Raw genomic sequence first — 14,879 nt, 5'->3', positions numbered from 1 at the left:
AGGCGGCGATGGCGCGGGTGGGACTTCTGATCGGGGCGATGCTCCTGGCGCTTGTGCTGGCGATCGTCAGCCTGCAGACGCCGCGCCCCCTTCCCGCCGATGCGCCCGCGACCCAGTTTTCGGCCGCGCGCGCCATGGTCGACATCCGCGAGATCGCCCGCGAGCCCCACCCTGTCGGCTCCGCCGATCATGCGCGGGTGCGCGATCTGCTGCTGCTTCGGATGAACGAGCTCGGCCTGTCGCCCGAGACCCAGAGCGGCGTGCTATCGCCGGCGGCCGTGCGACGGCTGGAGCGCGACGGCCGGCCCGAGGCCGCATCCGCCGGGGTGACCAATCTGATCGGCGTGCTGCCGGGACGTGACCGCGAAGCCGCGCCCCTTCTGCTGATGGCGCACTACGATACGGTGCCAGGCTCTCCGGGTGCGGCCGACGACACCACGGGCGTCGCCGCCATTCTCGAGATCGTCCGAGCCTTGCGGGGGCGCGGCGAGACGGCGCGCGACGTCGTGGTGCTGTTCACCGACGCCGAGGAGCTGAACCTGGACGGCGCACGGCTGTTTTTCAGCGAGCACCCGCTGCGTGATCGCATCGGCGCGGTCATCAATCTGGAAGCGCGCGGCGGCGGCGGGCGCGCTATGATGTTCGAGACCGGCCGCGGCAACGGCGAAACGGTCGCCCTACTGGCCCGCGCCGCGCCCCGCGCGACAGGCGGCGTCAGCTCGAACGCCTTGGCGGTCGTGGTCTATGAGAACATGCCCAACGGCACTGACTTCACTGTGTCCAAGGACCGCGGCATCGGCGGGCTGAACTTCGCCTTCATCGGCCGGCCATCCCATTATCATTCGCCCGTCTCCACGCCAGAAACTCTGGACGAGGGCAGCGTTCAGCACATCGGCTCCCAGGCGCTGGAGGCGGCTGATCTTTACGCGCGCGCGCCAGCCCTGCCGGCCGCGACGCCGAACGTGGTCTATGCGGACATCTTCGGTAAGGTCTTCATTCGCCACGCGCCCTCAGTCGGCTGGGGCCTATGGGCGCTGGCGGCGGGGCTGACCGGGTTCGCGGCCTGGCGGGCGCGACGTGGGGGTGGGCTGACGCTGGCTGACATCGGTCGAGGGGCGCTTTCGGGAGTTTGGCTGATCGCGTCTGCGATCGTGCTCACCCACGTGGCCCGCGTGCTGGCCGGCCCGATGACGGGCCGGATCGGGTCGGCCGACGCCTATTACACCCTGCTTCGCCGCCTGCCGTGGATGGAGGCCGGGGCGGCCCTGGCCGTGCTGGCGACGGCGCTGCTTATTCTGGGGGGGCGGTCTCGTACGCCCGGATGGGCGCTGGCGCTGGTGTTGGCCGGCCTGGCCATTCCCGCTCTCGTTCTAAGTGGCTTCAACGCGCTCGTCGCGGGCGCTGCAGTTTTCGCCATCAGCCTGTCGTTAAGGCCGCTTGAAGAAGCGACGACCTGGGGCGGCTGGTTGGGGCTGATCTGGCTGGTTTTGCTGCTGGCCGCGCCAGTGCAGGCCATCGCGCCCGAGGCCGCCTTCCTGCTGATCTGGCCTGCAATGGCAGGCGCCGTCGCGGCGGTGATAGCGGCTCTGATCGACCCGCGGCTGATGCGCTGGACGGCCCTGATCCCGGCCGCGCTTCTCGCGGTGCTGACCGGCGGCTGGCTGCTCGGTCTGGGGCATGGCGTCTATCTGGGCATAGGCATGGACCTGCCGGGGGCCCTGGCCCTGATCGCCCTGCTGATGCTGCTGACCCTGCGACCCTTAGCGGCGTCAGCAAGGTTCGCACGACCGATGGCCGTCGCCGCCGCGATCAGCCTGATCCTGGCGCTGGGCGTCAGCGGCGCCGCCCGGGTGATCGAACCAGAGCGGCCCGCCGCGACGGCTTAGCCGCCGTCTGTCCACACCGTCTTGTACAGGTCGAAACGGCGGTCGCGCAGGTTGCGCACCGTGCCCTGCGACTTGGCCCAGGCCAGGTCCGACAGGTCCAGGTCGGCCACCGTCACCGTCTCCACGTTCTCCGACGCCTCGGCCGCCACGCCGTCGCGCGCGAACGGGAAATCGCACGGCGTCAGGATGCAGGACTGCGCATACTGGATGTCCATGTTTTCGACGTTGGGCAGGTTCCCGACATTGCCCGACAGCGCCATGTAGCACTGGTTCTCGATCGCTCGGGCCTGCGAGCAATAGCGCACCCGCAGATAGCCCTGACGGTTGTCGGTGCAGAAGGGCACGAACAGCATCCGCGCGCCCTCGTCGACCAGGCGCCGCGCCAGCTCCGGGAATTCCGAATCGTAACAGATCAGCACGCCGATGGGCCCGCAGTCGGTCGGGATGGCGTGGACCTTGTCGCCGCCCTTGATGTTCCACCAATGCCGTTCGTTGGGCGTCGGGTGGATCTTCTCCTGCGCATGGACCGAGCCGTCGCGCAGGAAGACATAGGCCACATTCTGTATGTCGCCGTCGTCGGTGCGCGTGGGGTGCGAGCCGCCGATGATGTTGATGTTGTACTCCACTGCCAGCTTGCGCAGCGCCTCGGTGAAGCGCGGCGTGTAGCGGGTCAGCGCCTCGATCGATTCGGCCGGGGTCAGCTTCTTGGATTCAAGAGACAGCAGCTGAAGCGTGAACAGTTCGGGGAAAACCACAAAGTCCGAGCGATAGTCCGACGTCACATCGACGAAATATTCGATGTTGGAGATGAACTCCTCGAAGCTCTCGACCTTGCGGGCCTGCAACTGGACGGTGGCGACGCGAACCGTCTCCTTGGTGGCGAAGGCCGCGCCCTTGCCGGTGACCTCGGCGTAGTACGGGTTGCGCCACACCATGTGCGCCGCGTTGCCGCGCGATTCCTTGTCCGAACCCAGATAGTTCTTCAGCACGCCGATCGGCTCGAAGCCTGAACGCAGGTGGAAGCCGATGACCGGATCGTTCGCCTTGCGGGCCGTGACCGCGTCCAGATAAGCCTCGGGCTCGGGATAGGGGTTCTTCTTCTTCGACAGACCCGGCATGCGGCCGCCGAAGACGATGCCCTTCAGGTTCTGCGCCTCGCACAGATCGCGGCGCGCGTCGTACAGGCGCTGGCCGATGCGCAGTCGGCGTCTGTCAGGATCGACACAGACCTCCATGCCATAGAACCAGTCGCCGGTCGGATCGTGGCGCGCCGCATAGCCGCCGCCCGTGATCTGCGTCCAGGTGTGCGGCCCCATGGCGGCCGCCTCGTCAATGCGAAAGCCGGCCGCATAGCCGACGATGTCGCCTTCGTATTCCACGACGAACTGGCCATCCGGGAAGGACGATATCTGGCCGCGCAACATGCCCGGCGTATAGGCCGGCATGTCCTTGTAAACCTTGGCCACCAGAGCGCTGATGGCTTCGATGTCCGGCAGGCGGGCGTTGCGGATGGTGAGGACGGCGGGGCTGTTCTTCTTGTTCATGCGCCCCCTAACGCACAGCTTTGCCGTTGGATCACGCCGAACTTGGCAGAGCGCACGTCAAAATCGGACGCAGAGGGCTCCACGGACAAAAAGAACATATTGGCAACTGGAACAAACCATGATCATAGTCGGCTCAGTGATTAGAGGGAGCGGGTCCATGGCGGGTCTCTCCCAAGCGTAGATGGGAATCATGGCAAGGGAGAGTAAGGCAGTGGGACAGGCGGCTTTGAAACTGGTGGGCAAGGACGACGGCGACAAGCAACGCGCTCTGGAGGCGGCGATCGCGCAGATCGATCGCGCCTTCGGCAAGGGCTCGGTGATGAAACTGGGCAAGGCCGGCGTGGTGGCCGAGATCGAAAGCGTATCGACCGGCTCGCTGGGTTTGGACATGGCGCTGGGCATCGGCGGCCTGCCGGTCGGACGGGTGATCGAGGTGTTCGGGCCTGAGAGCTCGGGTAAGACGACGCTGGCGCTGCACACCGTGGCCGAGGTCCAGAAGAAGGGCGGCGTCGCCGCCTTCGTGGACGCCGAACACGCGCTGGATCCGGTCTATGCCCAGAAGCTGGGCGTCAATCTGGACGACCTTCTGGTCTCGCAGCCCGACACGGGCGAACAGGCTCTGGAGATCGTCGACACCCTGGTGCGTTCGGGCGCCGTGGACATCGTGGTGATCGACTCGGTGGCGGCGCTCACGCCGCGCGCCGAAATCGAAGGCGAGATGGGCGACAGCCTGCCGGGTCTTCAGGCGCGTTTGATGAGCCAGGCGCTGCGCAAGCTGACCGCCTCCATCTCCAAGTCGAAATGCATCGTGCTGTTCATCAACCAGATCCGTCACAAGATCGGCGTGATGTACGGCTCGCCCGAGACCACTACGGGCGGCAATGCGCTGAAGTTCTACGCTTCGGTCCGTCTGGACATCCGCCGCACCGGCGCGATCAAGGACCGCGACGAGGTGGTGGGCAACACGACCCGGGTGAAGGTGGTCAAGAACAAGGTCGCCCCGCCGTTCCGCGAGGTCATCTTCGACATCATGTATGGCGAAGGCATCTCCAAGCTGGGCGAGATCATCGATCTGGGCGTCAAGGCCGGGGTGATCGAGAAGTCCGGCAGCTGGTTCAGCTACGACTCGACCCGTATCGGCCAGGGCCGGGAGAACGTGCGCAACTTCCTCAAGGCCAACCCGGACATGGCCAACGACATCGAAAAGGCCGTGCGCGCCTCGACCAACAAGATCGCCGACGAGTTGCTGGGCACGCCCGAGCCCGACGAGGGTCAGGACCTGGAGGGCTGAGCCGCCCTCTTCAAGTCTGGCTGCATTACCGAACCCTTCGTCCGGCCGGGTCCAGCGACCCGCCAACCGACCCCGCCGGGCCGGGCCGGATCGAAGTCGGCCGCCCGACCCGCGTCGGGCGGCCTTTTTTCTTCTTTAGCAGGCTTTCGGCGCCGATTGCGCGAGCGCGACCGCGCCGCCTCTTCCCCCTTGCGCGCGCGCCTGCTAACCGCGCCGCATGAAGCTGTCGCGCTCCGCCCTCGCCGCCTACGGCCTGGCCCTGGCCATCATCGTCGTTGATCAGATCACCAAGGCCTGGATCCTTTACGGTCTGGAGCTGCGCGAGGTCGGCCGCGTCGAGGTCTGGCCGCCGATCTTCAACTTCAGCTTTGTGCTGAACGACGGCGTAAGCTTCGGCCTGTTCGGCGGCGGGGCGGCGCGCTGGGCCCTGGCCGTCTTCTCAATCGTGGTCGCCATCGCCTTGGCCTGGTGGGCGCTGAAGGCGCAGCGTCGCCTGCTGGTCGCCGCCATCGGGCTGGTGATGGGCGGCGCCGTTGGAAACGTGATCGACCGCATCCGCTTCGGTGGCGTCGTGGACTTTCTCGACTTTTCCGGCACCGGCCTGTTCCCCTGGATCTTCAACGTGGCGGACAGCGCCATCACCATTGGCGTGATCCTTCTGATCCTGGACAGCCTCCTGTCGGAACGGCCCGCCAAGGTTGGCTCGGCCCCCGAAAAGTCGTAATCAACCGGTCCTTAAGAGCCGACCCTTCGCGCCCCGTAGCGCGCCCGGAGCCCATGCCGATCATGACTGAACGCCGCGTCGCCGCCCTCGCCCTCATGGCCACGACCGCCCTCGCCCTGACCGCCTGCGGCAGCCTGCGCCAGAGCGTGGGCCTGACCAAGGTCACGCCCGACGAGTTCGTTACGGTGTCGACCGCTCCGCTGAGCGTGCCGCCCGAATACGGCCTGCGTCCGCCGGCGCTGGGTCAGCCCCGCCCACAGGAACTGGCGCCGGAAAGCGCCGCGCGCCAGATCCTTCTGGGTCAGCGCCAGGCTGTGACCCGCACCGCCGGCGAGCAGGCCCTGGTCGCCCAGGCCGGCGCCGAGCGCGCCGATCCGCTGGCCCGCTACGTCGTCGATGACGAGTTCGGCGATCTGGCCCACAAGGAAGAGAGCTGGGCGCGCCGCCTGATGTTCTGGCGCAGGGACGACGCCGCCTCCCAAGCCGCCACCACCACCCAAGGCGCCGAAGGCGCGCGCACCATCGATGCATCGACGGAATATGCTCGACTGCAGGAACTGACCGGCGGTCAGGCCATCGTGATCCAGCCGCGCCAGAGCCGCGGCTTCAAGCTGCCGGGCCTGTAGGGCTGGGCCTTTGCCGGGCTCTGCTTTAGCCGTTATCTGCCAACAGCGTGACAGGGCGCGCCCTTGGGGCCCATCCTCCACGATCGCCGGAAGAACGATTTGATGCGTCGCGTCCTGACCGCCCTCGCCGCCCTCGCTTTCGTCGCCGGGTCTTTTCCCGCCGCGGCCCAGGCGCAGTCCGGCCGCCAGCAACAAAGCCAGCAGCAGGGCGCCCAGGGTGGGCAGGCGCAGCAACGGCGCGCGCCGCGGTTCGCCCCCCTTCGGCGTCAGACCAACGCCGGTCCCTGCCCCTATGTGAAGATCCTCTACGACGCCGCGCGTTTCGTTGAATTGGCTAACAACCAGCCCAGCGCCGCCGCCGTCGGCTTCACGGGCGAGATCGAGGGCGTCAACTCCGACTGCCGCTATCGCGAGAACGATCCCATCACGGTGGACATCAACGTGTTGTTCAACCTGGGGCGCGGTCCCCAGGCCGCAGGCGATCAACGGACCTATCGCTACTGGATCGCGGTGACGGAGCGGAACAGCGCCATTCTGGCCAAGGAATATTTCGACCTGCCGGTGAACTTCCAGGGCTCTCAGGTGACCCAGGTCCAGCAGGAGCAGCAGGTCGTGATCCCACGCGCGTCCATCACCACCTCGGGCGGAAACTTCGAGATCCTCATCGGGTTCGACGTGACGCCGGAAATGGCCGAGTTCAATCGTTCGGGCAGCCGCTTCCGCATCGATGCGGGCGCCGCCAACGCCGAGCGTCCCGCCGCCCAATGACCGCGCTGAAGACCACGCTGGGCGAAGCGGTCCAGGCCGCCTTCGCCGCCGAAGGCGTGGACACGGCCCTGGCCCGGGTGACGCCGTCCGACCGGCCCGACCTGGCCGACTTCCAGTCCAACGGCGCTTTGGCCGCCGCCAAGGCGCTCAAAGTCAATCCGCGCGATCTGGCCGCCCGCGTGGCCGAACGGCTGCACGCCGATCCGCGCCTGGCTTCGGTCGAGGTGGCGGGCCCTGGCTTCATCAATCTGAAGGTCGCCGACAGCGCCCTGGCCGAACGCGCCGCCGAGGTGAAGGCGGACGACGCCCGCGCCGGGGCCGCGCCCGTCTCGGCCGCGCGTCAGGTCGTCATCGACTACGGCGGCCCCAATGTCGCCAAGCCGATGCACGTCGGCCATCTGCGCAGCGCCATCATCGGCGAGAGCCTGAAGCGGCTGTTCCGCTTCCGGGGCGACGCGGTGACGGGCGACGCCCACTTTGGCGACTGGGGTTTCCAGATGGGCCTGCTCATCACCGCCTGCGGTGACGAGGGCCTGGCGGACGCCTTCATGGCGGAGGGCGACGGTCCCTTCCCCGAGCAGACGCCGGTGACGCTGGCTGACCTGGATCGCCTGTATCCTCAGGCCGCGGCCAAGGCCAAGGAAGACCCGGCCTTCCGCGACCGCGCCCGCAAAGCCACCGCCGAACTGCAATCCGGCCGGCCGGGCTACCGCGCCCTGTGGCGGCACTTCGTCGCCGTCAGCCGCGAGGCGCTGGAGCGCGAATATGCCGCCTTGTCGGTCGACTTCGACCTGTGGAACGGCGAAAGCGATGCCGATCCGCAGATGGCCGAGATGCTGGCGCACCTGAAGGAAACGGGCCTGCTGGTCGAGGATGACGGCGCCCAGGTGGTCCACGTCGCCCGCCCCGGCGAAACCCGCAAGAAGAAGCTGGCCGACGGCTCGGTGATCGAGGCCCCCTCGCCCCCGCCCCTGCTGGTGGTGTCGTCGGAAGGCTCGGCCATGTACGGGACCACCGACCTGGCCACCATTCTGGATCGCAAGAAGGCGCTCTCGCCCGACCTGATCCTGTACGTCGTGGACGAACGCCAGGCCGAGCATTTCGAACAGGTGTTCCGCGCCGCCTATCTGGCCGGCTACGCCCCCGAAGGCTCGCTGGAGCATCTGGGCTTCGGCACCATGAACGGGACCGACGGCAAGCCCTTCAAGACCCGCGCCGGCGGCGTGCTGAAACTGCGCGACCTGATCGATCAGGCCACGGAGAAGGCGCGCGAACGTCTGCGCGAGGCCGAACTGGGCGACGACCTGCCGGCCGAAGAGTTCGAGGCCATCGCCCACAAGGTCGCGATCGCGGCGCTTAAGTTCGCCGACCTGTCGAACGCCCGCACGACCAGCTACGTCTTCGACCTCGACCGCTTCATGAGCTTCGAGGGCAAGACCGGGCCTTACCTGCTGTACCAGGCCGTCCGCATCAAATCGCTGCTGCGCAAGGCGGCGGACCAGGGCGCGACGGCAGCCGACATCGTCATCGCCGAACCGGCCGAGCGCGATCTGGCCCTAACGCTGGACGCCTTCGACCAAGCGGCGTCCGACGCCTATGACAAGCGCGCCCCCCATCTGATCGCCGAGCACGCCTATCGGCTGGCCCAGAGCTTCTCGAAGTTCTACGCCGCCTGCCCGATCCTGGCGCCGGGCCACGAAGCGTCGCGCGGCTCGCGTCTGGCGCTGGCAGAGGCGACCCTGCATCAGCTGGAAACCGCGCTGGCCCTCCTCGGCATCGACACGCCCGAGCGTATGTAGGCTAGACTGGGTCGCCATTCGGAGACCCAGTTCATGTCGCTTGACGCCTTCATCGCCGGCCTGCCCAAGGCCGAACTGCATCTGCACATCGAGGGCTCGCTGGAGCCCGAGCTGATGTTCGAGCTGGCGCGGCGAAACGGTGTGGCGATTCCGTTCGAGAGCGTCGAAGCAGTTCGGGCGGCCTACGATTTCTCGAACCTCCAGGACTTCCTCGACATCTACTACGCCGGGGCAAACGTGCTGCTGACGCGTCGGGACTTCGAGGATCTGGCCTTCGCCTATTTCCAGCGTGCGGCTGACGACAAAGTGCGCCACGCCGAAATCTTCTTCGACCCGCAGACCCACACCGACCGCGGCGTGGCCTTCGAAACGGTTCTGGACGGGTTGTGGGACGGCATGCAACGCGCCGAGCGCGAGCTGGGCGTCACCTCCAAGCTCATCCTGTGCTTCCTGCGCCACCTGGACGAGGATGCGGCGTTCGAAACCCTGCGTCAGGCCGAGCCCTATCTGGACCGGATCGCGGGCGTGGGCCTGGATTCGTCCGAGGTCGGCCATCCGCCGTCCAAGTTCGCCCGCGTCTTCGATCGCGCCGGCGAGCTGGGCCTGAAGCGCGTCGCCCATGCGGGCGAAGAAGGCCCGCCGGCCTATGTGCACGAGGCGCTGGACCTGCTGCACATCGACCGCATGGATCACGGCAATCGATCGATGGAGGACGAAGCCCTGATCGCGCGCCTGGCGGCCGAACGGATGACGCTGACGGTTTGCCCGCTGTCCAATCTGAAGCTCTGCGTCGTCGACGACCTGAAGGCCCATCCCGTGCCGGAGATGCTTCGTCGCGGCCTGCACGTGACGCTGAACTCCGACGATCCGGCCTATTTCGGCGGCTATGTGAACGCCAACTACGCCCAGCTGGCCGACGCGGTGGGCCTGAGCCGCGAGCAGCTGACGCAGCTGGCGATCAACAGCTTTGAAGGCAGCTTCCTGCCCGAGACTGACAAGGCCGCGCGCATCGCCGAGGTGCGGGCTTACGCCGCTCAGGCGGCCTGAACGAAAGTCTGCTGGCGCGGGTGCGAAACCCGGCCTAAGGGCGTGGCGACATGTCACGCCCCTCGCCCCGCCTGGCCGCGCTCGGCCTTTTGATCCTGTGCGCCGCCGTTTTGGGGCTGGCCCCGATCCTGGTGCGGCTGACCGACACCGGGCCGGCGGCCGCGGGTTTCTGGCGGTTTCTGCTGTCGTTGCCGTTGCTGGCGCTGCTGTGCGCACGGCCGGGCAGCGGGGGCCTGGGCCTGCCCGGCAAATGGATGGTGGTCGCGGGCGCCTTCTTCGCCCTGGACCTCAGCTTCTGGCACTACGGCATCGTCATGACTTCGGTCGCCAACGCCACGGTGCTGTGCAACCTGACCCCGGTCGTCGTGACCGCGTTCGGCTGGATCGTCTTCAAGGAGACGCCCAAGCGGCTGTTCATGCTGGCGCTCGGTCTGGCGCTGGGCGGGGCCTTCGCCATGGCGGCCGGCGCGGACGGCGCGCAGGGGACCAATCCGCTTCTGGGCGACATCTTCAGCCTGTCGGTCGCGCTCTGGTACGCGGGCTATTTTCTGGCCGTGAAGGCGGCGCGGGCGACGGCGGGGGCCATGCGCATCACCTTCTGGGCCACGGCGGTGGGCGTGGTTCCGCTGCTGCTGGTCGCGCTGATGCTGGGCGAGCGTATCATTCCGGCCAGCGCCGGCGGCTGGGCCGCCTGCATCGGCCTGGCGGTCATGCACGTGTTCGGCCAGGGCGGCGTGGCCTGGGCGCTGGGGCGGCTGCCGGCGTCCCTTACAGCGGTGACGGTGCTGATCCAGCCGGTCACGGCGGGCCTGCTGGGCTGGTGGATATTCGGCGAGACCCTGACGCCGGTGCAGGCGCTGGGCGGCGCGCTGGTGCTGGGCGGCGTGGTGCTGGCCCAGTGGTCCAGCCGCAGCCTGCCTGCGCCGCCAACGAAAACGGGCGCGGAAGCCAAAGCCCCCGCGCCCGTCTCGATCTAGGTTTTCAGGCCTTAGAGGACCTTGAGATCGATCGCCGATGTCTTGCCGCGCTGGTTTTCCAGCTCGTACTCGACCTTGGCGTTCTCATCGAGGCCCTGAAGGCCGGCCTTCTGGACGGCGGTGATGTGAACGAACACATCGCTGCCGCCGTCTTCGGGCTGGATGAAGCCGTAGCCCTTGGTGGAGTTGAACCACTTGACCGTGCCGGTCGCCATATCTGCGTCTCCGTAAACGCGCTTTGCCAGGCGGGTCTCCACGCGGGATGACCCGTCAGCCCATCTGGACAAGCTCGTTCGGACGAAGGAGCGAGACGCGGGTTTGGACCCCGCGAAATCCGGGCTGCGCAAGCTTTGTCTCCCGCGAAATGGAACCGGTCAACCGCAAAGGCGAGCGTCCTTGGTTAAGACGAACGGGCGCAAATCCCGCGACGCGCCGCGTCCACATGAAAATGATCGGCGTGGGCGGCGTTGTAGTCGGGCGTCAGGACATTGCCGAATAGGCGGCAGCCGCCGTCGCGCAGTCGCCGCAGAAAGGTCGCCGCCTCGGGCCCCGCCGGCCCCTCTCCGTCCCAGTCGCGCAGCACCGAGACCGTGCGCCCGTCGTCCAGGCGGATGCCCGCCACGTCCAGCGCATTGGCGCGCGCATGCTGGCTGGGCCGGTCGGTCGGGCTTTGGGAGCCGTAAACGCGGCGACAGGCGTAGGTGCCCAGATTGTCGATCCGGCTGGCCTCGGCGCCCATGATCTCCAGCGCGGCGGGCTGGATGACGTGGCGGTCCCACAGGACGTGGCGCACGGCCATCGGGCACTGCATGACCACGCCGGCTGGGGCCAGTGGTGTCGTCCCGCCGGTCAGCCGCACCGCGCCCTGGACGATGCAGAAGCCGCCCTCGTTGCGATCCGCCGCCCGGCTGACCTGAACGCCCGCGTCGCGCAACAAGGCCATGCAGGTCTCGGTCGCCACCTCGACCTGCTCTTCAGAGGCGTTCAGCGCCACGTCCAGCCGCGCCACCTTGGCCGAGGTCGCCATGCCGATCGGCTGGTTCAGATCCAGCGGCGTCCAGGGCAAGTCTTGCGGCGGGGCGAAGCGGTCCAGCAGCAGAAAGCCCCCGCAGGCGGCCAGCGTCAGCAGGCTAAGCCCGGTCCAGAAGTTCGCCAGATCACGTCTCATGGCCACCGCAACGCCGTGGACACGCTTGCGGCTCCGCCTGCTGCGGCCCACAGTCGCAGCCATGAGCAAGCGCGACGACTATGACGCCGAGCTGGAGCGTCTCCAGATCCAGCTGGTCGAGACCCAGGCCTGGACCATCGAAAGGGGTCTGCGGACCCTGATCGTGTTCGAAGGTCGCGACAGCGCGGGCAAGGACGGCGCGATCAAGCGGCTGACCGAGCACATGTCGCCGCGCCAGACCCGGGTCATCGCCCTGCCCAAGCCGACAGAGCGCGAACAGACCCAGTGGTATTTCCAGCGCTACGTCAGCCACCTGCCGGCGGCGGGCGAGACCGTGATCCTGAACCGGTCCTGGTACAACCGCGCGGGCGTCGAGCCGGTGATGGGCTTCTGCTCGCCCGAGCAGTACGAGCGCTTCCTGAAGGACGCGCCGCATTTCGAGCGGATGCTGGCCGACGACGGCATTACGCTGATCAAGCTGTGGCTGGACATCACCAAGGCCGAACAGGCCGAGCGGCTGGCCGCGCGGGTCGAGGATCCGCTGAAGCGGTTCAAGGTCTCGTCCCTGGACGCCGAGGCCCAGGCGCGCTGGAGCGACTATTCCGCCGCGCGCGACCGCATGTTCGAGGCCACCGACCACGAGGACGGCCCCTGGACCATCATCGCCACCGACAAGAAGAAGACCGCCCGGCTGAACGTCATGCGCCACATCCTGACGCGCCTGGGCCGGCCCGGCCTGAAAACCGAGCGCCCCGACCCCGACGTGGTCTTTCCCGCCCGCAAGGCGCCGGGCCGCGTCGCGCCCTAGCGGTCGCGCAGAAGGCGCACGGCCAAGGTCTGGTCCGCCGGAGCCCCTTTGGAGAACTCATTGGCCAGGGCGAAAACCCCGCGCCCATGGTCGGGCGCGACGATGGCGATGGCGTGCCACAGGGTGTTTGAACCTTCATGCGCCAGGGTCAGCGTCCCGTTCGCCAGCGGATCCGAGGGGTTGATGATCCAGCCGTGCGCATAGGGCCGACCTTCGCCCGAGGGCGGCGTGGTCATGTGGCGGAAGCTTTCCGGCGACAGCAGGCCCTCGCCCCCGTTCAGCCAGACCTGAAGCCAGCGGGCGTAGTCGGCGACCGACATATGCGCCCCGCCTGCCGGACGCATGAAGGCCGGATTGTCCCCCCGCGCCGGATCGACCGACATCGTCACGCCGCCCAAGGCCGTGTGGTGTCCGCGCGGTTGATCGCCTTCGGGCGCGCCGAAGCCGGCGGCTGACAGACCCAGCGGCTCGAACACCTCGGCGGTCAGGGCATCCTCCCACGCCTGATCCAACGCCCGCTCGATCGCCGCGCCCGCCAGAATATAGCCGGCGTTGCTGTAGGCGAAGGAACCACGCGCGCCGCCCGGCGCCCTGGCCAGGGTCGAGGCGGCGAAGGTGGCGCGTTGGCCTCGAAGCGGCCGCTGATCCGCGTGACCCGCGACCAGCACCTCGCGGGTGATCAGTTCGCGATCCAGCAGGCCCGAGCGGTGGTTCATCAGGTCGTCGGCGGTGACGCCCTCCAGGTCCGCGTGGATGTCGGCGCCCGGGAATAGGTCGGCCAGCGTTGCGTCTCGCTTCATCCGCCCCTGATCGACCAGGCGGGCGTAGAGAGCGGCAGTCATGGCCTTGGTGTTGGAGCCCAGATGCCAGCGATCCTGCAACGTCGCCGGCTCACTTTCGCCCAGCATCCGCACGCCGCGCACGCCGGACCAATCCAGGCCGCGAGAGCCCACGACCGCCGCAGCCATGGCCGGCGGCCCGTGCTCGGCGAAGGCCGCATCCAGCCAGGCGTCGCGATCGGAGACGTGCGCGGCGGCCAGGGTCGGAGCGACGAGCGGCCCGGCGGCGAGAGCGCCCAACACGGCGCGGCGAGGGATGGTCATGGGTGGCCTCCTGTCGTCAGAAATCGCTAACCGCCCTGAACGGACCAGGCACGTTAGAAAGCCGTAATGACGCGACGGCCTCGCCCGGCTATGAGCCCTTCATGACTTCCGCCCCCCTGCCCGACGCCGGATCGAACTGGGTGGATCGGCGTGCGCCCGATGGGCTGAAGCCGTGGTTGAAGCTGGGTCGTTTCGACCGGCCGATCGGCATCTGGCTGCTGCTGCTGCCGGGCCTGCAGGGGATCGCGCTGGCGCTGGCGCAATATCGGGCGACGCCGGGGCTGTATGAACTGTGGCTAGTGCTGGGTTTCACGGTCGGCGCCTGCCTGATGCGGGCGGCCGGGTGCGCCTTCAACGACATCGTCGATCGCGACTTCGACGCCCAGGTGGCGCGCACCGCCGGCCGGCCGATCCCGTCGGGTCAGATCCGCGTGAAGCAGGGCTGGGCGTTCCTGATCGGCTGCAGCCTGATCAGCCTGCTGATCCTGCTGACCCTGCCGGTCGCAGCCATTCTGCTGGGAGTCGGATCACTGGCGCTGGTGGCGGCCTATCCGTTCATGAAGCGCATCACCTGGTGGCCGCAGGCCTGGCTGGGCCTGACGTTCAACTGGGGCGCGCTGATGGGGTTCGCGGCCGCCCTGCCCCTGGCCGCCGCCATCATCCTGCCGCCCGAGCTGCGCGGCGAGTTGCGCCCCTTCCTGTGGCAGGCCCCTGCCGAGACGGGGACCGTCGCCCTGCATCCCGCCGCCTACTGGCCCGCTGTGCTGCTGTGGCTGGGCGGAGTGTTCTGGACCCTGGGCTACGACACCATCTACGCGCTGCAGGACATCGAGGACGACGCCATGGTGGGCGTGAAGTCTTCAGCCCGGCGCCTGGGCGGACGAACCGGCGTGGGGGTGGCGATCTTCTACGCGCTGGCGGTGCTGTTCGCCCTGCTGGCCGGCCTGGCGGCGAGCCTGGGCCTGTTCTTCTTCCTGGGTCTAGTCGTCTATGCGGCGCATCTGGTCTGGCAGGTCAGGCGGTTGCGACTCGATGACCCCCGGCGCGCCCTGGCCCTGTTCCGCAGCAATCGCACGACGGGGCTGATCCTTCTGGCCGCCATCGCGTTGGGAAGCTTGACCGTCTGAGTTTGTCTCCA

The 14,879-nt window shown here is 68.0% G+C and carries 14 protein-coding genes; 10 read left to right on the top strand and 4 right to left on the bottom strand.

Annotated features, from left to right (window positions below; translation table 11 throughout):
* Positions 1-38: 38 nt before the first annotated feature.
* Positions 39-1,886: a M20/M25/M40 family metallo-hydrolase gene (locus tag ACK4I0_RS09060; RefSeq protein WP_409610134.1), complete on the top strand. Its 1,848-nt coding sequence runs from the start codon at positions 39-41 to the stop codon at positions 1,884-1,886.
* Here ACK4I0_RS09060 and ACK4I0_RS09055 read toward each other — a convergent pair.
* Positions 1,883-3,430 carry a GNAT family N-acetyltransferase gene (locus ACK4I0_RS09055; protein WP_409610132.1) on the bottom strand — a complete coding sequence of 516 codons (1,548 nt, stop codon included), beginning with the start codon at positions 3,428-3,430 and terminating at the stop codon, positions 1,883-1,885. The genes ACK4I0_RS09060 and ACK4I0_RS09055 overlap by 4 nt on opposite strands.
* 190 nt (positions 3,431-3,620) lie before the next feature.
* On the opposite strand from ACK4I0_RS09055, the gene recA reads away from it, so the two are divergent.
* The 7 genes from recA to ACK4I0_RS09020 all read left to right on the top strand — a co-directional run bounded on the left by recA (position 3,621) and on the right by ACK4I0_RS09020 (position 10,662).
* On the top strand, positions 3,621-4,721 hold the full coding sequence (gene recA / locus ACK4I0_RS09050) for a recombinase RecA (RefSeq protein WP_409610130.1): 1,101 nt from the start codon (positions 3,621-3,623) through the stop codon (positions 4,719-4,721).
* 217 nt (positions 4,722-4,938) lie between these two features.
* Positions 4,939-5,445: a signal peptidase II gene (gene lspA, locus ACK4I0_RS09045; protein WP_409610128.1), complete on the top strand. Its 507-nt coding sequence runs from the start codon at positions 4,939-4,941 to the stop codon at positions 5,443-5,445.
* A gap of 62 nt (positions 5,446-5,507) precedes the next feature.
* The gene (locus ACK4I0_RS09040) at positions 5,508-6,071 is read left to right on the top strand and encodes a DUF3035 domain-containing protein (RefSeq protein WP_409610126.1); all 564 of its coding nucleotides are present in this window, start codon (positions 5,508-5,510) and stop codon (positions 6,069-6,071) included.
* Positions 6,072-6,173: 102 nt separating this feature from the next.
* Positions 6,174-6,839 (top strand): Tat pathway signal sequence domain protein, encoded by a 666-nt coding sequence (locus tag ACK4I0_RS09035; RefSeq protein ID WP_409610124.1) that lies wholly within the window; start codon positions 6,174-6,176, stop codon positions 6,837-6,839.
* A complete protein-coding gene (argS, locus tag ACK4I0_RS09030; RefSeq protein ID WP_409610122.1) occupies positions 6,836-8,638 on the top strand; it encodes an arginine--tRNA ligase in 1,803 nt (600 codons plus the stop codon). The genes ACK4I0_RS09035 and argS overlap by 4 nt, the downstream gene beginning before the upstream one ends.
* A gap of 33 nt (positions 8,639-8,671) precedes the next feature.
* Positions 8,672-9,685, top strand: a complete 1,014-nt coding sequence (locus ACK4I0_RS09025) for an adenosine deaminase (protein WP_409610121.1) — start codon at positions 8,672-8,674, stop codon at positions 9,683-9,685.
* 50 nt (positions 9,686-9,735) lie between these two features.
* Positions 9,736-10,662, top strand: a complete 927-nt coding sequence (locus tag ACK4I0_RS09020; RefSeq protein WP_409610119.1) for a DMT family transporter — start codon at positions 9,736-9,738, stop codon at positions 10,660-10,662.
* 11 nt (positions 10,663-10,673) lie between these two features.
* Here the strand turns inward: ACK4I0_RS09020 and ACK4I0_RS09015 are convergent, their stop codons facing one another.
* Positions 10,674-10,877, bottom strand: a complete 204-nt coding sequence (locus tag ACK4I0_RS09015; protein WP_409610117.1) for a cold-shock protein — start codon at positions 10,875-10,877, stop codon at positions 10,674-10,676.
* Between the two features lie 185 nt (positions 10,878-11,062).
* The gene (locus ACK4I0_RS09010) at positions 11,063-11,830 is read right to left on the bottom strand and encodes an extensin family protein (protein WP_409610115.1); all 768 of its coding nucleotides are present in this window, start codon (positions 11,828-11,830) and stop codon (positions 11,063-11,065) included.
* 61 nt (positions 11,831-11,891) lie between these two features.
* On the opposite strand from ACK4I0_RS09010, the gene ppk2 reads away from it, so the two are divergent.
* Positions 11,892-12,638, top strand: a complete 747-nt coding sequence (ppk2, locus tag ACK4I0_RS09005) for a polyphosphate kinase 2 (RefSeq protein WP_409610113.1) — start codon at positions 11,892-11,894, stop codon at positions 12,636-12,638.
* Here the strand turns inward: ppk2 and ACK4I0_RS09000 are convergent.
* Positions 12,635-13,741, bottom strand: coding sequence for a serine hydrolase domain-containing protein (locus ACK4I0_RS09000; RefSeq protein WP_409610111.1), 1,107 nt, complete (start codon positions 13,739-13,741; stop codon positions 12,635-12,637). The genes ppk2 and ACK4I0_RS09000 overlap by 4 nt on opposite strands.
* 101 nt (positions 13,742-13,842) lie before the next feature.
* On the opposite strand from ACK4I0_RS09000, the gene ACK4I0_RS08995 reads away from it, so the two are divergent.
* Entirely contained in the window at positions 13,843-14,868 is a 1,026-nt protein-coding gene (locus ACK4I0_RS08995; RefSeq protein WP_409610109.1) for a UbiA family prenyltransferase, read from the top strand.
* The last annotated feature ends 11 nt before the right edge of the window (positions 14,869-14,879 follow it).

Origin of the sequence: Brevundimonas sp. (assembly GCF_046295775.1) — a bacterium.
GTDB lineage: Bacteria > Pseudomonadota > Alphaproteobacteria > Caulobacterales > Caulobacteraceae > Brevundimonas.
Note: the sequence above shows the minus strand (reverse complement) of the source record. Positions and strands in the feature narration are given on the sequence as shown.